Source organism: Streptomyces sp. NPDC052910 (assembly GCF_055585605.1).
The window spans coordinates 108,037-124,931 of sequence record NZ_JBVJJR010000006.1; the positions used below are offsets into that span (position 1 = coordinate 108,037).

The window sequence follows — 16,895 nt, forward strand, 5'->3', positions numbered from 1 at the left end:
CAGTCCGGTCGGGAATGACCAATCCCGATTGTTCGGCGTTGTTCGGAGTTGTTGTTCGCAGCACGGGGAACGGTCTTGAACAGCCCGGGTGCGGTAGGCATGGAACCGCGGGGGCGGATCACGACGCCGCCGTGCCCTGCTCTCTTCCGCCGGCCCTCGTCGGAGATCCCATGAAGTACTCGCGGTACTGCAGGTCCCTGCTCTCCACTCCCGCCACCGCCGTCCACCGCTACGCCGCCGGCCACCGCTCCGGCGCCGACATCTCCATGGTTGATCTGGAGGATTCCGTTCCGCCGGCGCGCAAGGAGGAGGCGAGGAGACGGGCCGAGGGCTTCTTCACCCTCCCGACCGCCGCCGCGACCCGGTGCGCGATACGCATCAACTCCATCAGCGGGCCGGACGGCCTGCGCGACCTGCTGGCCCTGCGCCAGTACGCGGTCAAGCCGCCGCTCGTCCTGATCCCCATGGTGGAGTCGCGCCGTGACGTCGAGATAGTGGAGCACGTGCTGGGGCCGGAGTGCCCCCACACCGAGTTCATCGCCGTCGTGGAGACGCCGCGCGGCCTGGAGCACGCGTCCGGCATCGCCGCGTCCTCGCCCAGGCTGCGGGCCCTGGTCTTCGGTTCGGCCGACTACGCCTTCGCCACCGGCGCCCGGCTGACCTGGGAGGCCCTGGCCCACGCGCGGGGCGTGCTGGTCAACAGCGCACGGGCGGCGGGGATCGAGGTGATGGACGCGCCGTTCTTCGAGGTACACGACGACGGCGCGCTGCGCGGCGAGGCGGCGCGCGCCAAGGACATGGGCTTCAGCGGCAAGATCGCCGTGCATCCCCGCCAAGTCCCGCTGATCAACGAGGCGTTCTCCCCGGACGCCGTCACCCTCGGCCGCGCCCGCCGGATCGTGGCCGCCGGCCGGGAGAACGGCCGGGACATCACCGTGGTCGACGGCATGATGATCGGCATCCCGTTCTTCGAGGCGGCGCAGCGGCTGGTCGAGGAGTTCGGCGACGGATCGCCGCGCCCGTCCGGACCGCCGCCGGGACGGCACGGCGCACCCAACCCGTCGGAACCGCCGCCGGGAGGGAACCGCACGCCGGACCCGTCCGGTCCGCCGCCGGGAGGAAACGATACGCCGGGCTCGTCCGCGCCGCCCGCGAGGCCGGTGGGAGCGACCGCCCCGGCCGTCCGGCCGCCGGTCGTCCCCGCCACCCGGCCGCCGGCCGTTCCGGCCCCCGCCCGGGCCGCCCCCCACCCGTACCCCGACGCCCCGCGCTCCACCACCGCGACGCAGGAGAGGGAACAGTGACCGAGAACCCCCCGCCCGGCATCACCGGACCGCACCGCTACCGCAACAGCGCCACCATGATCCGCGCGGCCGACCCGGCCTGGCTGGGCGCCGCCCAGGCCGGGCTGATCGGCGTCGTCGCCGACTCCCCCGACGCCAACAACCACCTCGTCACCCCGGACGGGCACGCGTTCGTCAACATGTGCTCGTGCTCCTACCTGGGGCTCAACCACCATCCCGCCGTGGTGGAGGGAGCGATCGAGGCCCTCCGGGAGACCGGCGCCACCTCCCTCGTCATGCCCACCACCCGGGTCCGGCACCGGCTGCTCGCCCGACTGGAGGAGGAGCTCGGCGACCTCTTCGGCTGCCACGCCCTGCCCGGTGCCTCGTGCAGCGCCCTCACCGCCGGCATCCTGCCGCTGATCGCGTCGGGCCATCTGTCCGACGGACAGCCGCGCGTGATGGTCTTCGACCGGTTCTGCCACTTCTGCATGTCGTACATGAAGCCCGTCTGCGGTGACGAGAGCCTGGTCCTGACCTGCGACCACAACGACCTCGACCGGCTGGAGGAGATCTGCCGGACGTATCCGCGGGTCGCCTACGTCGCCGACGGCGCGTACTCCATGGGTGGCGCGGCGGCCCTGGACGGGCTGCGGCGGCTCCAGGAGCGGTACGGCCTCTTCCTCTACCTGGACGACTCGCACTCGCTCTCCATCCTCGGCGAGCACGGAGAGGGCTTCGCCCGCTCCCAGTTGGAGATGAACGAGCTGACCGTCATCACCGCCAGCCTCGGCAAGGCCTTCGGCACTGCCGGTGGCATCGCGATGCTGGGCAGCCGGGAGATGTTCGAGTTCCTGCACCGGCACGCGGGCCCGGTCGGCTGGTCGCAGAACATGTCCTTCCCCGTCGTCGGCGCCTCGCTGGCGTCGGCCGCCATCCACCGCTCCCCCGAACTCGGCGTCCTCCAGCGCCGTCTCCAGGAGAACATCGACCACTTCGACCGCGCCTTCCCCACCTCCTTCGCCGGAAACGGGCTGCCCGTGCGCCGCATCACCGTCGGCGAGCCGGAGGCGGCCGTGAAGCTGTCCGGCGAGATGTTCCAACGCGGTTTCTACTGCTCGGCGGTGTTCTTCCCCATCGTCCCCAAGGGCGAGGCCGGCCTGCGCATCATGATCCGCGCCGACCTGTCCCGGGAAAAACTGGACGAGTTCATCGGCCACATCAAGGACCTCACCGCCACGGACCTCACCACCACGCACTGAGAACGGACGGTACGCACCCATGGCGGACGACGCCCCGCCCAGCGGCTACGAGCGGCTGGGACCACAGCACTACCGGGAAGTGGTGGGCTTCCTCTACGAGGAGTTCACCGTCGGCGACGTGATCGAGCACCGGCCCGGCCGGACGGTCACCGAGATGGACAACGTCCTGATGAGCACGTTGTCGATGAACGACGCGCCCCTGCACATCGACGCCGCCTACTGCGCGGACACCCCCTGGGGCCGGCCGCTGGTCTCCAGCCTGGTCACCCTGAGCATCGTCGGCGGGATGACGGCCCGTTCCACCAGCGGCAAGGCCCTGGCCAACCTGGGCTGGGACCGCATCCGGCTGCCCAACCCGGTGTTCGCCGGCGACACCCTGTACGCCAGTACGGAGATCCTCGGCAAACGGCTCTCCCGCAGCCGGGCGGGCGAGGGCATCGTCTCCTGCCGGACGACCGGCACCAAGTCCACCGGCGAGGTCGTGCTCGTCTTCGAGCGCAGCTTCCTGGTGCCCTGCCGCGACCACGAGCCCGACGCCCCCGCCGCCGCGCCGCGGGCCGTTCCGCGGGCCGTACCCCGGGCCGTTCCGCGGAGGGACGGATGACGGCCCTGCTCGTCGGCAACAACCGGGCCGCCGAGATGGCCGGCGGCCCGGACGGCACCCCGGAGAGGCGGCGGCGGGCGGCCCGGGGCGCCCAGCGCCTGCTCTGGTGGGCCCGGGACGGCGACGTCCTGCTGCTGCCCGAGGCGCCCGACGCCGCCTACGCCGACCACGTCACCGGCCTCACCGGCACCGGCCGGACCACCCTCACCGTCGTCACCGCCGACCTCCCGCCCACCGGCACCCTGCCCGACGCGACGGTGGCCGCCGTCCGCGCGGCCCTGGCCGGCCGGGCCGTCGACCGGCTGGTGCCGGTGTACGCCGACACCGGCGTGACCGACCTGGCCCGCCGGCTCGGCGCCGAACGGGCGCTGCCCGGCTGGGCGTTCCACGCCCAGGGGGGCAGCGCCCTGGTCAACAGCAAGGCCGCCTTCCGCGCGGTGGCGGCGGGCACCGGTACGCCGGTCGCGGCCGGCACGGTGGCGGGCGACGCGGTGACGGCGGGACGAGCGGCGGCGGACCTGCTCGCCGCGGGCCACTGTGCCGTCCTCAAGCAGGCGTTCCACTCCGGCGGGCTCGGCAACGAGATCCTCACCACCGACCCGGCCGTCCGCCCCCTGGGCGCGCCCCGCGCCGTCGTCCTGACCGGACCGGACGCCGCCGGGGAGCACGTGGCCGGCCGCTGGGACCACCTGTCGTCGGGCGGACGGCACCCGGTGGTCGTCGAGCGGTACCACCCCGAATCGACGCCGGTGTACGCCGAGTTCGAGGTGGGCGACGACGGGGTCGCCCTGTCGGGCCACGGCGAGATGCTGATGGACCCCGTGGTGGTCGGCGAGACGGTGCCCGCCGCGCTGCCGCCGGCCGTCCTCGACCGGCTGATCACCGGCGGCCGGCGCCTGTGCGAGGCGTACCGGGCCCTCGGCTACCGGGGGACGCTGAGCGCCGACGCCGTCCGCACTCCGGCGGGCGAGCTGCTGTTCACCGAGGCCAACGGCCGGCTCACCGGCTCGTCGCATCTGCACACCGCGCTCGCCGGCCGGCTGGTCGGCGCGCCTCTGAGATCCCGGCGGGTCCTCCTGGAGACCGGCTCCTGGCCCGTGCCGTCGTTCGCCGCCGCCCTCGGCGCGCTGGAGCGCGCGGGGCTCGCCTTCGACCCCGTCTCCCGCACGGGCGTCGTCCTCGTCGGCGACTTCGTCCCGGCCGACGGCACGGTGGTCCCCTGCGTGATCGCCCCCGACCGGGCCGCCGCGCACGCCGTCCGGGCGTCCCTGCCGGCGTTCGCCGGCGCCCGCGTCTGACCCTCCCGCACCCCTGCCCCCTCGCCCGGACCGAAAGGCCGCAGCATGTCCCTGAACAGCTATGACAGTTGGTCCCCGTTGCGTGAAGTGGTCGTCGGCTCGGCCGAGAACTACTCCTCCCACGAGCGTGAGCTGTCCTTCGACCTGTTCTTCCACGACGAGATGCCGTACAGCCGGATGTACTACCCGCGCCACCGGGCGCCCGGTGAGGACGACAGCACCGACACGGGTGCCCGGCGCAGCCCGATCAAGCGGCGCTACATCGAGGAGCTCCAGGAGGACGTCGAGGGGATCGTGGAGACCCTCGTCTCCCTCGGCGTCACCGTGCACCGGCCCGCGCCGCTCGCGGAGAACGTCGAGGTGCGCACGCCCACCTTCCGCGCGGCCGTCATCCCGGCGCTCAACGTCCGTGACAACAGCATCGTCTTCGGCGACGAGGTCATCGAGACGGCCCCGCAGGTGCGCGCCCGCTACTTCGAGACGCAGTTGCTCAAGCCGGTCTTCGCCCACTACTTCCGGCGCGGCGCGCGCTGGACGGTGATGCCCCGGCCGCTGATGACCGACGCCTCCTTCGACCTGTCCTACGTCACGGCGCACACCGCGCCCGGCGAGCTGATGGAGCCCATCACCGATCCGCGGCCGTCGCCGTACGACGTCGGGTACGAGATGATGATCGACGGGGCGCAGTGCCTGCGGCTGGGCCGGGACGTCTTCGTCAACGTCTCCACCGCCAACCACGCCCTCGGCTGCGACTGGCTGGAGCGCCACCTGGAGGGGCGGTTCCGGGTGCACCGGCTGGACTCGCTGTGCGACAGCCACATCGACAGCACCGTGCTGGCGCTCCGCCCCGGGCTGCTGCTGGTGCGCACCCCGCAGATCGCCGAGCGGCTGCCGAAGCAGCTCCGCTCCTGGGACATGATCTTCCCGCCCGAGCCGGAGGACAACCAGTTCCCCGTGTACGACGACGAGGACCTGCTGCTCACCAGCCGCTACATCGACCTCAACGTGCTCTCCGTCGCCCCCGACACCGTCCTCGTCAACTCCGCCTGCCCGGAGCTGATCCGGACGCTGGAGGCGCACCGCTTCACCGTGGTGCCGGTGCGCCACCGCCACCGCCGCCTCTTCGGCGGCGGCCTGCACTGCTTCACCCTCGACACGGTCCGGGAGGGCTCCGCGCCCGAGGACTACCTGGGGGGCTGAGCGGTATGCGGGCGGTGGTGCTGCGTCGCTTCGGCGGGCCGGAGGTGCTGGAGACGGCGGAACTCCCGGAGCCGGCCGCCGGTCCGGGCGAGTCGGTGGTCGACGTGGTCCTGGCCGGGGTCAACTACGGCGACCTGGAGGTACGGGCGGGGATCTACCGGCCGCCGCGGCTGCCGGCGGTCCTCGGCGCGGAGGTCGTCGGCGTCCGCCGGCGGGACGGGCGGCGGGTGGCCGCGCTGCTGCGCGACGGGGGCGGTTACGCGGAGGTGGCCGTGGCCAGGGACGCGTACACCGTGGAGCTCCCGGACGGCATCGACGATCCTACGGCGGCGGCCCTGGTCGAGCAGGGCTGCACGGCGTACGCCGCCCTGGTCACGGCCGGCCGGCTGCGGCCGGGGGAACGGGTGGCGGTGGCGTCCGCCGCCGGCGGCGTCGGGCATCTGGCGGTCCAACTGGCCCGCGTCCTCGGCGCGTCGGTCGTCGCCGGGACGGCGTCGTCGGCGGCCAAGCGGGACTTCGTCCGGCGGCTCGGCGCGGACCACGCGGTCGAGGGCCCCGAGGAGTTGCCGGCGCTCCTTCCGGACGGTGTGGACTTCTACCTGGACTCGCTGGGCGGCCCGCGCGTGGCGGCGGCGCTCGCCGCCCTGGCCCCGTTCGGCCGGCTGGTCTCCATCGGCCACCGCGAGGAACCGGCCGTCGTCGCGGTGGACGCGCTCACCCGGCGCTCCCTCGGCGTGGTGACGCTGTGGATGCAGCAAGTCCTCGACACGCCCGGCCTGTTCGCGGAGGTGGCCGGGCGGGTCCTCGCCCTCGCCGGCGAGGGGCGGCTGGTCCCGCACGTCGACCGGGTCGTGCCGCCGGCCGGTGTGGCCCGCGCGCACGAGGCCGTCGCGGCCCGGGAGACGGCCGGGAAGGTGCTGGTCGACGTCCGGGCGGCGGAGTGGTGACCTGGGGACGGGGTGCGGTGTTGACACGGGGATTGTGTCGCGCTCCGGCGCTGGGTAAGGTCCCGACGGGCCCGCGACAGGGCCGTGATGGCACGCGGTGTAGGTGGGGAATTGTCTGTGGTCACGGGTAGGATAATCCGCTTCGACGAATTCCGGGGGTACGGGTTCGTCGCCCCGGACACCGGTGGTGAGGACGTGTTCGTGCACGTCAACGACGTTCAGGCGGACAAGCGCCTGATCGTCCCCGGTGCTGTCGTCGAATTCGCCGTGGAAGAGGGCGAGCGGGGGCTCAAGGCGTCCCGCGTCCGCCTGCTGGACCGGGCGTCCGGCCGCCCGGCCGAGGCTCCGGCGGAGGACTCCGTGCCCGGCCCGGCGGCTGACGACGGCGACTGCGACGTGCTGTCCGCCAAGGAGTTCACGGACGAGGTCACCGAACTCCTCCTAACCGCCGCCCCCGCCATGACCGCGGAACAGATCCTCCTCGTCCGCCGCCGCCTCGTCCGCCTCGCCGCCCACCACGGCTGGGTCGAGGCCTGATCACGGACCGGGCCGCGTCACCGGAAAGGCGGCGCCGGCCCACCCGTACCGCCGAAGGAACCAGCGCCACCAGTACCTCGCCCCACCCCGGCGCCCCTGCCGTCCACACCGTCACGGCCTTCGCGAAGGGGGACGACGTTCCGGCCGCCGACAGGGAACTCCCGGACGCGGACCCGGGGTTCCTCGCCGCTCCGTTCGGGATCCCGGTCGAGCGGTTCGTGGGCGTGCAGCCCTTGGAGGAGGCGCACCGGGCCGCGCTGGAGCGCACGGCCGGGCTCGTCTTCGACCCGGCCGCGTACGACTGCTTCCTCCACGTCACGGCCGCCGGGTAGCGGACGGGCTCAGCCCGGCGCCGGAGCGGCGTCCTCCCGCGCGGTGACCGCCGCCCCGACGGGGTCGTGCCCGTGGATCCAGGCGAGGCGGTCGGGCAGCCCGGCGAGGTCCGCGTCGCGCGCGGCGGCCCGGGGGCCGTCGGGGAGGTGGAGGCAGGCCGCGTTCTGCCGCGAACCGGCCTGGATGGCGCGGGTCCTGGGGCGGCGCGCCAGTTCGTAACGGCGCAGGGCGGCGGGCACCTCGTCCGGTGCCGCCCCGGCCAGCAGCGCGGCGAGGACGGCCGCGTCCTCCAGCGCCTGGTTCGCCCCCTGCCCGTGGTGGGGCAGCATGGGGTGCGCGGCGTCGCCGAGCAGGGTCACCCGGCCGTGCGTCCAGACGCGCCGCGGCTCGCGGTCGTAGAGCGCCCAGCGGCCGGGGCGGTCGACGGCGGCCAGCAGACGGGTGAGGGCCGGGTGCCAGCCGTCGAAGGCGGCGAGCAGGTCGGCCGTCCGGCCCTCGGTGACCCAGGACTCGACGGTCCACGCGGGGTCCGGGACGACCGCCAGGAGGTTGAGCAGGCGTCCGCCCGCGACCGGGTAGACCACCACGTGCCGGCCCGGTCCGACCCACAGCCACAGGACGGGTTCGGCGAGTTCGGGGAGGCCGGACAGGTGGCCGAGGGGGACGAGGGCGCGGTAGCCGCTGGTGCCGGAGAAGACCGCCTCGTCGGGGCCGAAGACGGCGTCCCGGACGACGGAGTGGATGCCGTCCGCGCCGACCACGGCGTCCGCCTCGGCCGCCGAGCCGTCGGCGAACCGGACGACGGCGCCGTCGGGGGTCTGCTCCACGCCGGCGCAGCGGGCGCCGAAGCGCACCGGTACCCCGTCGGCGGCGGCGAGCAGCGCGTCCTGGAGGGCGGAGCGTTCCAGGTGCCAGAAGGGGGCGCCGAACCGGCGCTCGTAGCTGCCGGCGATCCCGAGCCGGGCGACCGTCCGGCCCGTGGACCAGTGCCGGAACTCGACGCGCAGCGGGGCGACGGCCGTCGCCACGAGCGGCCCGTCGACGCCCAGGGAGCGAAGTACGCGGTGGCCGTTGGCGCCGATCGCGACTCCGGCGCCGGTGGCCGTCGGTTCCGGCGCCTGTTCGTGGACGACGGCGTCGACGCCGCTCCTCCGCAGTGCGACGGCGGCGGCCAGCCCGCCGATCCCTCCGCCGACGACGGCGATCCGGAGCCGTCTTCCGGCCATGGTCCCCCCTCCCGCCCGGCGGTCCGGTCCGCGTCCCGCCCGGACGCCGAGCCTACCCAGGGGTCCGGGGGACGCGCACGGGTCGGGTTCCGGACGATCAGCCGCCGGACCGGTCCGAACGTGGCGGGTTTCCGACAGGAGTTGGCACATTATCGGAAGCGGGACGTGTGAGGGAGCCGTCACGATCGGGGGGTGCCGAAGAATCGATCCGTCATCCCTCGCAACCGCCCGATCGCCCTGCTGTCCTCGGGGCACGCCTGCGTGGACGTCTACCAGGGAGCGGTGGCCGCCCTGGTGCCGTTCTTCGTCTCCGAGCGGGCCTACACCTACGCCGCCGCCTCGGGCGTCGTGCTGGCCGCCTCGCTGCTGTCGTCGGTGGTGCAGCCGCTGTTCGGGGCGCTCACCGACCGGTGGGCCATGCCGTGGCTGCTGCCGGTGAGCACCCTGCTGGCCGGGTCGGGCGTCGCCCTCAGCGGCCTCGGCGGCTCGTACGCGCTGACGCTGGCCGCCGTCGCCGTGTCCGGGATCGGGGTGGCCGCCTACCACCCCGAGTCCGCCCGGGTGGCGCGCCGGGCGAGCGCGGGCAGCCATGTGGCGATGGGCTGGTTCTCCCTCGGCGGCAACCTCGGCTTCGCCGCGGCCCCCTTGCTGGTCTCCGCCGTCGTCGCCACCGGCGGCCTGCGGGCGACGCCCCTGCTGGTCCTCCCGGCCGTCGTCGGCGCGGTCCTGTGCGCGGCGGCGCTGCGCACGGCCCGCGCGCCGGGGGACGCGGCGGGGCCCCGGAACGCGTCCCGCCCGGCCGGCCGGGACGACTGGGCGTCGTTCGGCCGGCTGACCGGGGCCGTCATGTGCCGTTCGGTCGTCTTCGTCGGCCTGAGCGCGTTCGTCTCGCTGCATGTGCGCCAGCGCACCGGCTGGGGGCAACTGGCCGGTACGGCCGCGCTGTTCGTGCTGTACGCCGGCGGCTCGGTGGGCACGGTGGCGGGCGGGAGACTGGCCGGGCGGTACGGCCGGGTCACGGTCGTCCGCTGGTCCTACGCCCTGGCGGTCCCGGCGGTGGCCGGCGTGGTCCTCGTCCCCGGCCCGGCGCTCTACCTGTTCGTGGCCCTGACCTCGGCCGCGCTGTACGTCCCGTTCTCCCTGCACGTCACGCTCGGCCAGGACTACCTGCCGCGCCGGGTGGGCACCGCGAGCGGCGTCACCCTCGGGCTGGCGGTCAGCGTCGGCGGTGTCGCGAGCCCACTCGTCGGCACCCTCGCCGACGCCGCGTCGCTGCGGGTCGCCCTGGCGCCGCTGATCGCGCTGCCCGCCGTCGGCTGGCTGCTGCTGCGCCGACTGCGCGAGCCCGACGCGCCGGAGGCGCCCCGCGCGTCCGGCGGGGCACCCGACGCGGCACGCCGCCTGCCTCGCGAGGCGTGAGCCGCGTCGTTGGACGCCGGGCGCCGTGGTGCGCGAGAGTGGTCCGAGACGTAATGATCAAGGAAGGGACAGTGCCGTGGCACAGGAAGTCCGGGGCGTGGTGGCGCCGGGGAAGAACCAGCCGGTGCGGGTCGAGACCATCGTGGTGCCGGACCCGGGGCCCGGCGAGGCCGTGGTGAAGGTGCAGGCGTGCGGCGTCTGCCACACCGACCTGCACTACAAGCAGGGCGGCATCAACGACGACTTCCCGTTCCTGCTGGGCCACGAGGCGGCCGGCGTGGTCGAGGCGGTCGGCGAGGGCGTGACCGAGGTGGCGCCGGGTGACTTCGTCGTCCTCAACTGGCGTGCCGTCTGCGGACAGTGCCGGGCCTGTCGGCGCGGCCGCCCGCAGTACTGCTTCGCCACGCACAACGCCCGCCAGAAGATGACCCTCACCGACGGCACCGAGCTGACGCCCGCCCTGGGCATCGGCGCGTTCGCGGAGAAGACGCTGGTCGCCGCCGGCCAGTGCACCAAGGTGAACCCCGAGGTCTCCCCGGCCGTCGCCGGGCTGCTCGGCTGCGGCGTGATGGCGGGCATCGGCGCCGCCATCAACACCGGCGGGGTGGGCCGCGGCGACTCGGTGGCCGTCATCGGCTGCGGCGGCGTCGGCGACGCGGCCATCGCCGGCTCGCGGCTCGCCGGGGCGGCGCGCATCATCGCCGTCGACATCGACGACCGCAAGCTGGAGACGGCCCTGCGCATGGGCGCCACCCACACCGTCAACTCGCGCACGGCGGACCCGGTCGAGGCGATCCGCGAGTTGACCGGCGGGTTCGGCGCCGACGTGGTCATCGAGGCGGTCGGCCGCCCGGAGACGTACGAGCAGGCGTTCTACGCCCGCGACCTGGCCGGCACGGTCGTCCTGGTGGGCGTCCCGACCCCCGAGATGCGCATCGACCTGCCGCTGCTCGACGTCTTCGGCCGCGGCGGCGCCCTGAAGTCCTCCTGGTACGGCGACTGCCTGCCCTCCCGGGACTTCCCCATGCTCGTCGACCTGCACCTCCAGGGCCGGCTCGACCTGGCGGCCTTCGTGACCGAGACCATCGGCCTGGGCGACGTCGAGCAGGCCTTCGACCGGATGCACCAGGGCGACGTGCTGCGCTCGGTGGTGGTGTTCTGATGGCGGCCCGGATCGACCACCTCGTCACCTCGGGGACGTTCTCCCTCGACGGGGGCACGTGGGACGTCGACAACAACGTGTGGATCGTGGGCGACGACCGGGAGGCGATCGTCATCGACGCGGCACACGACGCCGACGCCATCGCCCGTGCGCTGGGCGACCGCCGGCTGCTCGCCGTCGTCTGCACCCACGCGCACGACGACCACGTCAACGCGGCCCCCGCCCTGGCCGACCGCGCCGGCGCCCCCGTCCTGCTCCACCCCGGCGACCGGCCGCTGTGGGACCGCACCCACCCGGACCGCGCCCCGGACGGCGAGCTGGCGGACGGGCAGGTGCTGCGGGTGGCGGGCACGGAGCTCACCGTGCTGCACACGCCGGGGCACGCGCCGGGCGCGGTCTGCCTGCACGCGCCGGAGCTGGACACGGTGTTCACCGGGGACACCCTGTTCCAGGGCGGCCCGGGCGCCACCGGCCGGTCGTTCTCCGACTTCCCGACCATCGTCGCGTCGATCCGCGACCGGCTGCTGCCCCTGGACGCGGCAACGGTCGTCCGGACGGGCCACGGCGACACGACGACGATCGGCGCGGAGGCGCCCCATCTGGAGGAGTGGATCGCCCGCGGCCACTGAGCGGCGGGGTGCGGGGTGTGTGCGGCCGTCCGGTCCCGAAGGCCGGCCGCACGCCCGGGAAATCGAAGACGTCGCGGGCTGCCGCGGAACAGGGGGAACCACCATGGACATGACGGACTTGGTCGAGATCACCGAACCCGGTGAACTCACCGACCTGCTCGGGGAACCGCTCCCGCGCGTCCGCGACAAGGCCCGCGACCGACTGGGCGACATCGACCGGCGATGGCTGGAACGGTCGCCGTTCTGCCTGGTGGCGACCTCCGACGCGGACGGCCACTGCGACGTCTCCCCCAAGGGCGACCCGGCCGGCGGCCTGGCGCTCGTCCTGGACGACACCACGCTCGCGATCGCCGAACGCCCGGGCAACCGGCGGGCGGACGGCTTCCGCAACATCCTGGCCAACCCGCACGTCGGCCTGATCTTCCTGGTGCCCGGCCGCGGCGACACCCTGCGCGTCAACGGCCGGGCCCGGCTGGTGCGGGAGGCGCCCTTCCTCGACCGGATGACGGTCAAGGGACACCGCCCGGTCCTCGCCCTGCTGGTCGAGGTCGAGGAGGTCTTCTTCCACTGCACGAAGGCGTTCCTCCGCTCCGACCTGTGGAAGCCCGAGACCTGGCGGCCGGACGAGGTGCCGTCCCGGGCGCGCATCGCCCAGGCCCTGGAGCGGCCCGAGGACTCCCTGGAGGAACTGGAACGCTACTACGGGCCGCGATACGCCGACCACCTCTACGGCTGAGACGGCCGAGACGGCCGCCGGCGGGCGCGCCGCCGGGCCGGGGGTGTCCCGCGGCCCGGCCCGGCGGCGCGCCGGTCCGTCAGGTGCCGGGCTTGCGGCCGTAGACGAAGACGTCGTCGCCCTTGTGCAGCAGGTTCCAGTACGCCTGGGCGTCCTTCATCCGCATGTTGACACAGCCGTGCGAGCCGGGCGGCGAGTAGACGCTGCCGCTGATGGCGTGGAACGCCTGGCCCCCGTCGAAGAACTGGCTGTACGGCATGCTGACGTCGTACAGCGAGGAGCGGTGGTTCTTGTCGCGCCAGTAGACCTTCTTGAGGCCGGTGCGCGTGGCGAAGCCCTTTCTGCCCGAACGTATGTGAACCGGGCCGTACTTGATCTTCTTGCCGTCCTGTATCCAGCTCACCTGCCGGGTCAGGTCGACGCAGGCGATGCGGCCCTTGTCGGTCGGGCAGGAGACCTTGGCGGGCGCCTTGGCCGGGGCCTTGGCGGGAGCCGCCTCGGCGGCCCCGCCGGTGGCCACGGCCAGCGGGACGGCCAGCCCGGCGGCGCCCAGCACGACCCCGAGCCGGGTCCGCAGAGAGGTGCGTTTCATTGTCATGAACCGTAAGACCACCGACGGCCTCACTTGGTTGCATATCCCACGCGTCACTTCCGGCGGAAACCGGTTCTCCCGCGCCCTCGTTCGGCGGCCTCCGGTCAGCGGCCCCCGAAGCGGACGCTGGAGAACGTCGCCTTGTGCTCCGCCCGCTGCCCCGGGGCGAGCCGCACGGCCGTGCCCGTGCACTTCTTGCCGCTGTAGATCGTGGCCGGGGAACCCGTCCCGTTGTGCGCGCCGTGCACTTCCTGACTCATGGTGTAGCAGCGGTTGTCCGGCGGGTTCTCGACGTAGAACGGCCTGTCCCCGGGGCCCAGGAAGGTGAAGGGGCCCTTCGCGGCCACCGCCGCGTCCACGGGTCCGGCCATGGCGAGCGCGAGTCCGGCGAGTGCGACGACGATCGGGCGGAAGAGACGCATCTGCGGTCCTTGCTCCTGATAGTGGGTGATGAGTCCGGAATGACTTCACCGCCCTCAACGACGCCGCCGGGCACACGACACGTCCGGTGTCAACGGCCCGCCGCGCGGGGGACGGGCGCCGGCGTCGCGTTCACCGCCGCACCCGGTTGCGGACGGCGACCGTGGCGAGGCCCCGCAGGACGGGCGCGACCAGCCGGAACGTCCCGTCGACGCAGGTGCCGACGAGGTGAGGTCCGCGGGGGCGGAGCGCAGGGCGACGGTGTTCAGGACCGTCCGTACGGAGGTCTCCAGCCGGTCGCCCACCACCGGCCGCTCCGGTGCGGCCCGGACGGCGGCGGCCCGAGCGGCGGACGCGGCCCCGACGGCGGGCCGCTGCGGCCGCGGTGGGATGCCCCACAGGGCCGCCGCCGCGACGGTGGCCACCGCCGTGGCCACCGGCCGGAGCAGGGTCCGACCGGCGCGCGGCGCGTAGCCGGAGACGGCCCGGCAGAGGAGGAGCAGGGCGCGCCGGCCGTCCGTCCGTTCCCGGCGTGGCGGCGCATCTCCATCTCGCCGTGGTGGAAGTCGCCCGCGCCCGGGTGGTTCTTGCCGACACCCCGTCAGCCCACTGTACCTACTGGTATGTACACTCGCCGGGCAAGCAGCTCCCCGGCGAGAGGAACCCGCCATGCCCCTGGTCCGCATCGACGCCCTGGGAACCGACCGCGACCGGCTGGACGCGCTCGGCCGCGCCGTGCACGACGCCCTCCGGGAGACCCTCGGCATCCCGGACGACGACCTGTTCCAGATCCTCACCGGCCACGACGGCACCACCAGTACGCTCCGCTACGGCAGTTACCCGGGCGTGCGCCGGGACGAGGGCATCGTGTACATCGCGATCACCATGCGCGCCGGCCGTTCCCCCGAGCGGAAACGGGCGCTCTACCGGCGCATCGCCGACCTCGCGCACGCCTACGCCGGTACCGAGCCGCGGAACGTCTTCGTCACCGTGACCGAGAACGCGCCGGCCGACTGGTCGCTGGGCGAAGGGGAGGCGCAGTACGTGCCCGGGCCCGGCCCTGTGGTTGCATGACCCCTTCGCGCGGCACACCGGCCGCCGGACGGGAACGGAGAGGGAGCGGAGCGTCGTGCTGATCGACACGGTGGCCTGGGTGCGGATCGAGGACGGACGGGTCCTCTGCGCCCGGCCGCGGGGGAAGGACGTCTTCTACGTGCCCGGCGGGAAGCGGGAGGGCACGGAGAGCGATCTGGAGACCCTGCTGCGGGAGGTCGAGGAGGAGTTGACGGTCCTCCTCGACCCCGCGACCGTCGCCCATGTGGGCACCTACGAAGCGGCGGTACCGGAGCTGCCGGCCGGCACGGTGGTCCGGATGAGCTGTTACACGGGCGAGTACGGCGGGACGCTGACGGCCAGTGCGGAGATCGAGGAGGTGGCCTGGTTCTCGTACGCGGACCGGCCGCTCGTCCCGCCGGTCGACCGACTGCTGTTCGACGACCTCAGGGCGGCGGGCCTGCTGCGCTGACGCGCCGGGGCCCGTCGTCGGAACCCCGGCGCGCCGCCTCAGTCCTCGCCGCCGCCGTCCTCGTCCTCGCCCTCGAAGAAGTCGCCGATCTCGTCGACGACCTCGGCCGCCACCAGACCGCCGACCACACCGGCCGCGACGCCCGCCGCGCCGGCGGCGACGACGGTGCCCATGCCGGGCCCGGAGCGGTGGCAGCGGTCCTGGATACGGCCGTCCTGATGGATGCCGTGGTGCGCCCGCCGGGCACCGTGGTGCTCGATCATGCGCTGCACCCAGGACTCGACCTCCGCCGTCAGGTCGTGTCCCGCCGCCTCGTGGTGGGAGACGTGGAAGCGGGTGACGACGTCGTGTCCGCCGGAGAAGAGACCGCCGCGCTTGTCGGCCTCCAGCACGACCTCCATGCCGTCCGGCGCGGCCAGGAAGGTCACCTCGATCTCGTTGACGGCGTAGGCGTACTGCGGCGCCGGGGCGAACTCGATCTCCTGGTAGAAGGGCAGCCGCTGGCCGCTGCCGTGGATGTGGCCGAGCTCGAGGTCGGCCGAGCGGAGGGCGAAGCCGAGCCGGCCGAACGCCTCAAGGACCGCCTCCTGCGCGGGCAGCGGGCGCACGGTCAGCGGGTCGAGGTCGCCCTTGTCCCGCGCGCCGGCGATGGCGAGTCCGGTGCGCACGCCGAGGACGGTGCCCAGGGGGCGCCCGTACAGCTCGGTGACCGGCGTCTCCCAGGGCACCGGCGCCGCGAACGGGACGTCCCGCTCCTCGCCGGCGGCGAGGCGGAAGCCGCCGGTGACCGTGTGCCGGTCGAAGACCACGGTGCCGTGGTGCTCCTCGTCGCCCCGCTCGGCCTCGACGCGCGCCTCGAACTCCAGCGTGACGTGCTCGACGTCGAAGTCCGCCTTGCCGCCGCGCAGCCGGACGTGACCGGTCAGGTCGGCGCCGGGCAGCACCGGGCCGTCCAGGACCGTGTCGACCGTGGGGCCGCCCACTCCGAGCGACCCGAGCAGCTTCTTGAACACCATCGCGGCGTCCCCTACCTTCTGTTCCCTCTGTGTTTCCGTACCTCGTACGGCACCACCTTGCCCTGCCCGGGCGGGCCGGCGGAACACGGGGTGCCGGCCGGGGCCCGGCACCGCGCGCGCCGGGCCGGATCAGCCCGTTCCGCCGGCCGTCCGGCCGGACCGCCGGATTCCCCTGATCAGATGACCTTCCCGGGAAACGCCCTCCTTCCCTCCCGCCGGCCGGTCTACTGGCCGGCGACGGCCGCGTCATCGGGGCGCGGCGCACGGACGACGGGGAAGACCCATGGGACTCAAGAAGAAGGCCGGGACCGTACTCGCGGCCCTCGCTCTCGGCCTGGTGGCGGCGGCGCCCGCGCAGGCGGGGGTCGACGGGCACTGCGGCAAGTACCTGTGTGTGCTGACGGCCCATCACAACCGGTTCGTGCAGGACATCACCGTACGGACGAAGGACGGGCTGCCGGGCACGATCCGCGCCTACTGGGGCGACTACCGCTCGCCGAAGGTGAACGCGGCCTCCCACCGCTGGGCGGTGGGCCGGGAGCAGAAGGGCGCCAAGCTGGTCTGCGCCGGGCTGGAGCGTGACGGCCGGACCATCGAGGACGGTGTCTGCGTCACCATCTGACGGACGGGGCCCCGGGAGGCCTGTGTTCCTACCGGCCCGCGGCCGGGCCGGGCGCCATAGTGGCGGGACGGGCGGTGTCCCGCC

The 16,895-nt window shown here is 74.1% G+C and carries 17 protein-coding genes and 1 pseudogene; 14 read left to right on the top strand and 4 right to left on the bottom strand.

The features are described 5' to 3' along the window. The first annotated feature begins 170 nt into the window (after positions 1-170). The 7 genes from ACZ6X9_RS22295 to ACZ6X9_RS22325 all read left to right on the top strand — a co-directional run bounded on the left by ACZ6X9_RS22295 (position 171) and on the right by ACZ6X9_RS22325 (position 7,131). Complete coding sequence (locus ACZ6X9_RS22295) at positions 171-1,304, top strand: HpcH/HpaI aldolase/citrate lyase family protein (RefSeq protein ID WP_469779735.1); 1,134 nt, start codon at positions 171-173, stop codon at positions 1,302-1,304. Continuing rightward, positions 1,301-2,545 carry an 8-amino-7-oxononanoate synthase family protein gene (locus ACZ6X9_RS22300; protein WP_469779736.1) on the top strand — a complete coding sequence of 415 codons (1,245 nt, stop codon included), beginning with the start codon at positions 1,301-1,303 and terminating at the stop codon, positions 2,543-2,545. Before ACZ6X9_RS22295 ends, ACZ6X9_RS22300 begins: the two co-directional genes overlap by 4 nt. 19 nt (positions 2,546-2,564) lie before the next feature. Beyond that, the gene (locus ACZ6X9_RS22305) at positions 2,565-3,149 is read left to right on the top strand and encodes a MaoC family dehydratase (protein WP_469779737.1); all 585 of its coding nucleotides are present in this window, start codon (positions 2,565-2,567) and stop codon (positions 3,147-3,149) included. Then, complete coding sequence (locus tag ACZ6X9_RS22310; protein WP_469779738.1) at positions 3,146-4,447, top strand: preATP grasp domain-containing protein; 1,302 nt, start codon at positions 3,146-3,148, stop codon at positions 4,445-4,447. The genes ACZ6X9_RS22305 and ACZ6X9_RS22310 overlap by 4 nt, the downstream gene beginning before the upstream one ends. Positions 4,448-4,492: 45 nt before the next feature. After that, on the top strand, positions 4,493-5,647 hold the full coding sequence (locus ACZ6X9_RS22315; protein WP_469779739.1) for a glycine amidinotransferase: 1,155 nt from the start codon (positions 4,493-4,495) through the stop codon (positions 5,645-5,647). Between the two features lie 17 nt (positions 5,648-5,664). Further along, positions 5,665-6,594 carry a quinone oxidoreductase family protein gene (locus ACZ6X9_RS22320; RefSeq protein WP_469779740.1) on the top strand — a complete coding sequence of 310 codons (930 nt, stop codon included), beginning with the start codon at positions 5,665-5,667 and terminating at the stop codon, positions 6,592-6,594. A gap of 117 nt (positions 6,595-6,711) precedes the next feature. Continuing rightward, the gene (locus ACZ6X9_RS22325) at positions 6,712-7,131 is read left to right on the top strand and encodes a cold-shock protein (protein WP_469780059.1); all 420 of its coding nucleotides are present in this window, start codon (positions 6,712-6,714) and stop codon (positions 7,129-7,131) included. A gap of 341 nt (positions 7,132-7,472) precedes the next feature. On the opposite strand, the gene ACZ6X9_RS22330 is transcribed toward ACZ6X9_RS22325, so the two are convergent. Beyond that, positions 7,473-8,690: an FAD-dependent monooxygenase gene (locus ACZ6X9_RS22330; RefSeq protein ID WP_469779741.1), complete on the bottom strand. Its 1,218-nt coding sequence runs from the start codon at positions 8,688-8,690 to the stop codon at positions 7,473-7,475. A gap of 192 nt (positions 8,691-8,882) precedes the next feature. On the opposite strand from ACZ6X9_RS22330, the gene ACZ6X9_RS22335 reads away from it, so the two are divergent. From ACZ6X9_RS22335 to ACZ6X9_RS22350, 4 genes are all read left to right on the top strand, one after another. After that, positions 8,883-10,109: an MFS transporter gene (locus tag ACZ6X9_RS22335; RefSeq protein ID WP_469779742.1), complete on the top strand. Its 1,227-nt coding sequence runs from the start codon at positions 8,883-8,885 to the stop codon at positions 10,107-10,109. Positions 10,110-10,185: 76 nt separating this feature from the next. After that, positions 10,186-11,271: an S-(hydroxymethyl)mycothiol dehydrogenase gene (locus tag ACZ6X9_RS22340; RefSeq protein WP_469779743.1), complete on the top strand. Its 1,086-nt coding sequence runs from the start codon at positions 10,186-10,188 to the stop codon at positions 11,269-11,271. After that, a complete protein-coding gene (locus tag ACZ6X9_RS22345) occupies positions 11,271-11,900 on the top strand; it encodes an MBL fold metallo-hydrolase (protein ID WP_469779744.1) in 630 nt (209 codons plus the stop codon). Before ACZ6X9_RS22340 ends, ACZ6X9_RS22345 begins: the two co-directional genes overlap by 1 nt. A 103-nt stretch (positions 11,901-12,003) precedes the next feature. Beyond that, positions 12,004-12,636: a pyridoxamine 5'-phosphate oxidase family protein gene (locus ACZ6X9_RS22350; protein ID WP_469779745.1), complete on the top strand. Its 633-nt coding sequence runs from the start codon at positions 12,004-12,006 to the stop codon at positions 12,634-12,636. Positions 12,637-12,715: 79 nt separating this feature from the next. On the opposite strand, the pseudogene ACZ6X9_RS22355 reads toward ACZ6X9_RS22350, so the two are convergent. Together ACZ6X9_RS22355 and ACZ6X9_RS22360 are read right to left on the bottom strand one after the other, a co-directional pair. Next, positions 12,716-13,120, bottom strand: a pseudogene (locus tag ACZ6X9_RS22355) (L,D-transpeptidase); the annotation flags it as partial. 212 nt (positions 13,121-13,332) lie between these two features. Beyond that, positions 13,333-13,650, bottom strand: a complete 318-nt coding sequence (locus ACZ6X9_RS22360) for a hypothetical protein (protein WP_469779746.1) — start codon at positions 13,648-13,650, stop codon at positions 13,333-13,335. A gap of 667 nt (positions 13,651-14,317) precedes the next feature. Between ACZ6X9_RS22360 and ACZ6X9_RS22365 the strand changes: the two genes are divergently transcribed. Beyond that, positions 14,318-14,722, top strand: a complete 405-nt coding sequence (locus ACZ6X9_RS22365) for a tautomerase family protein (RefSeq protein WP_469779747.1) — start codon at positions 14,318-14,320, stop codon at positions 14,720-14,722. 55 nt (positions 14,723-14,777) lie between these two features. After that, positions 14,778-15,173: an NUDIX hydrolase gene (locus tag ACZ6X9_RS22370; RefSeq protein WP_469779748.1), complete on the top strand. Its 396-nt coding sequence runs from the start codon at positions 14,778-14,780 to the stop codon at positions 15,171-15,173. A gap of 38 nt (positions 15,174-15,211) precedes the next feature. On the opposite strand, the gene ACZ6X9_RS22375 is transcribed toward ACZ6X9_RS22370, so the two are convergent. Continuing rightward, positions 15,212-16,189 carry a sporulation protein gene (locus ACZ6X9_RS22375; protein WP_469779749.1) on the bottom strand — a complete coding sequence of 326 codons (978 nt, stop codon included), beginning with the start codon at positions 16,187-16,189 and terminating at the stop codon, positions 15,212-15,214. A 283-nt stretch (positions 16,190-16,472) separates the two neighbouring features. Here ACZ6X9_RS22375 and ACZ6X9_RS22380 point away from each other — a divergent pair, with 283 nt between their 5' ends. Then, on the top strand, positions 16,473-16,811 hold the full coding sequence (locus ACZ6X9_RS22380; RefSeq protein ID WP_469779750.1) for a hypothetical protein: 339 nt from the start codon (positions 16,473-16,475) through the stop codon (positions 16,809-16,811). The last annotated feature ends 84 nt before the right edge of the window (positions 16,812-16,895 follow it).

Excerpts from the sequence above, each read along its gene's own strand:
- ACZ6X9_RS22380 (WP_469779750.1), top strand. The coding sequence starts at position 16,473 with ATGGGACTCAAGAAGAAGGCCGGGACCGTACTCGCGGCCCTCGCTCTC.
- ACZ6X9_RS22365 (WP_469779747.1), top strand. The coding sequence starts at position 14,318 with ATGCCCCTGGTCCGCATCGACGCCCTGGGAACCGACCGCGACCGGCTG.
- ACZ6X9_RS22295 (WP_469779735.1), top strand. The coding sequence starts at position 171 with ATGAAGTACTCGCGGTACTGCAGGTCCCTGCTCTCCACTCCCGCCACC.
- ACZ6X9_RS22360 (WP_469779746.1), bottom strand. The coding sequence starts at position 13,650 with ATGCGTCTCTTCCGCCCGATCGTCGTCGCACTCGCCGGACTCGCGCTC.
- ACZ6X9_RS22375 (WP_469779749.1), bottom strand. The coding sequence starts at position 16,189 with ATGGTGTTCAAGAAGCTGCTCGGGTCGCTCGGAGTGGGCGGCCCCACG.
- ACZ6X9_RS22310 (WP_469779738.1), top strand. The coding sequence starts at position 3,146 with ATGACGGCCCTGCTCGTCGGCAACAACCGGGCCGCCGAGATGGCCGGC.
- ACZ6X9_RS22330 (WP_469779741.1), bottom strand. The coding sequence starts at position 8,690 with ATGGCCGGAAGACGGCTCCGGATCGCCGTCGTCGGCGGAGGGATCGGC.
- ACZ6X9_RS22315 (WP_469779739.1), top strand. The coding sequence starts at position 4,493 with ATGTCCCTGAACAGCTATGACAGTTGGTCCCCGTTGCGTGAAGTGGTC.
- ACZ6X9_RS22350 (WP_469779745.1), top strand. The coding sequence starts at position 12,004 with ATGGACATGACGGACTTGGTCGAGATCACCGAACCCGGTGAACTCACC.
- ACZ6X9_RS22305 (WP_469779737.1), top strand. The coding sequence starts at position 2,565 with ATGGCGGACGACGCCCCGCCCAGCGGCTACGAGCGGCTGGGACCACAG.
- ACZ6X9_RS22345 (WP_469779744.1), top strand. The coding sequence starts at position 11,271 with ATGGCGGCCCGGATCGACCACCTCGTCACCTCGGGGACGTTCTCCCTC.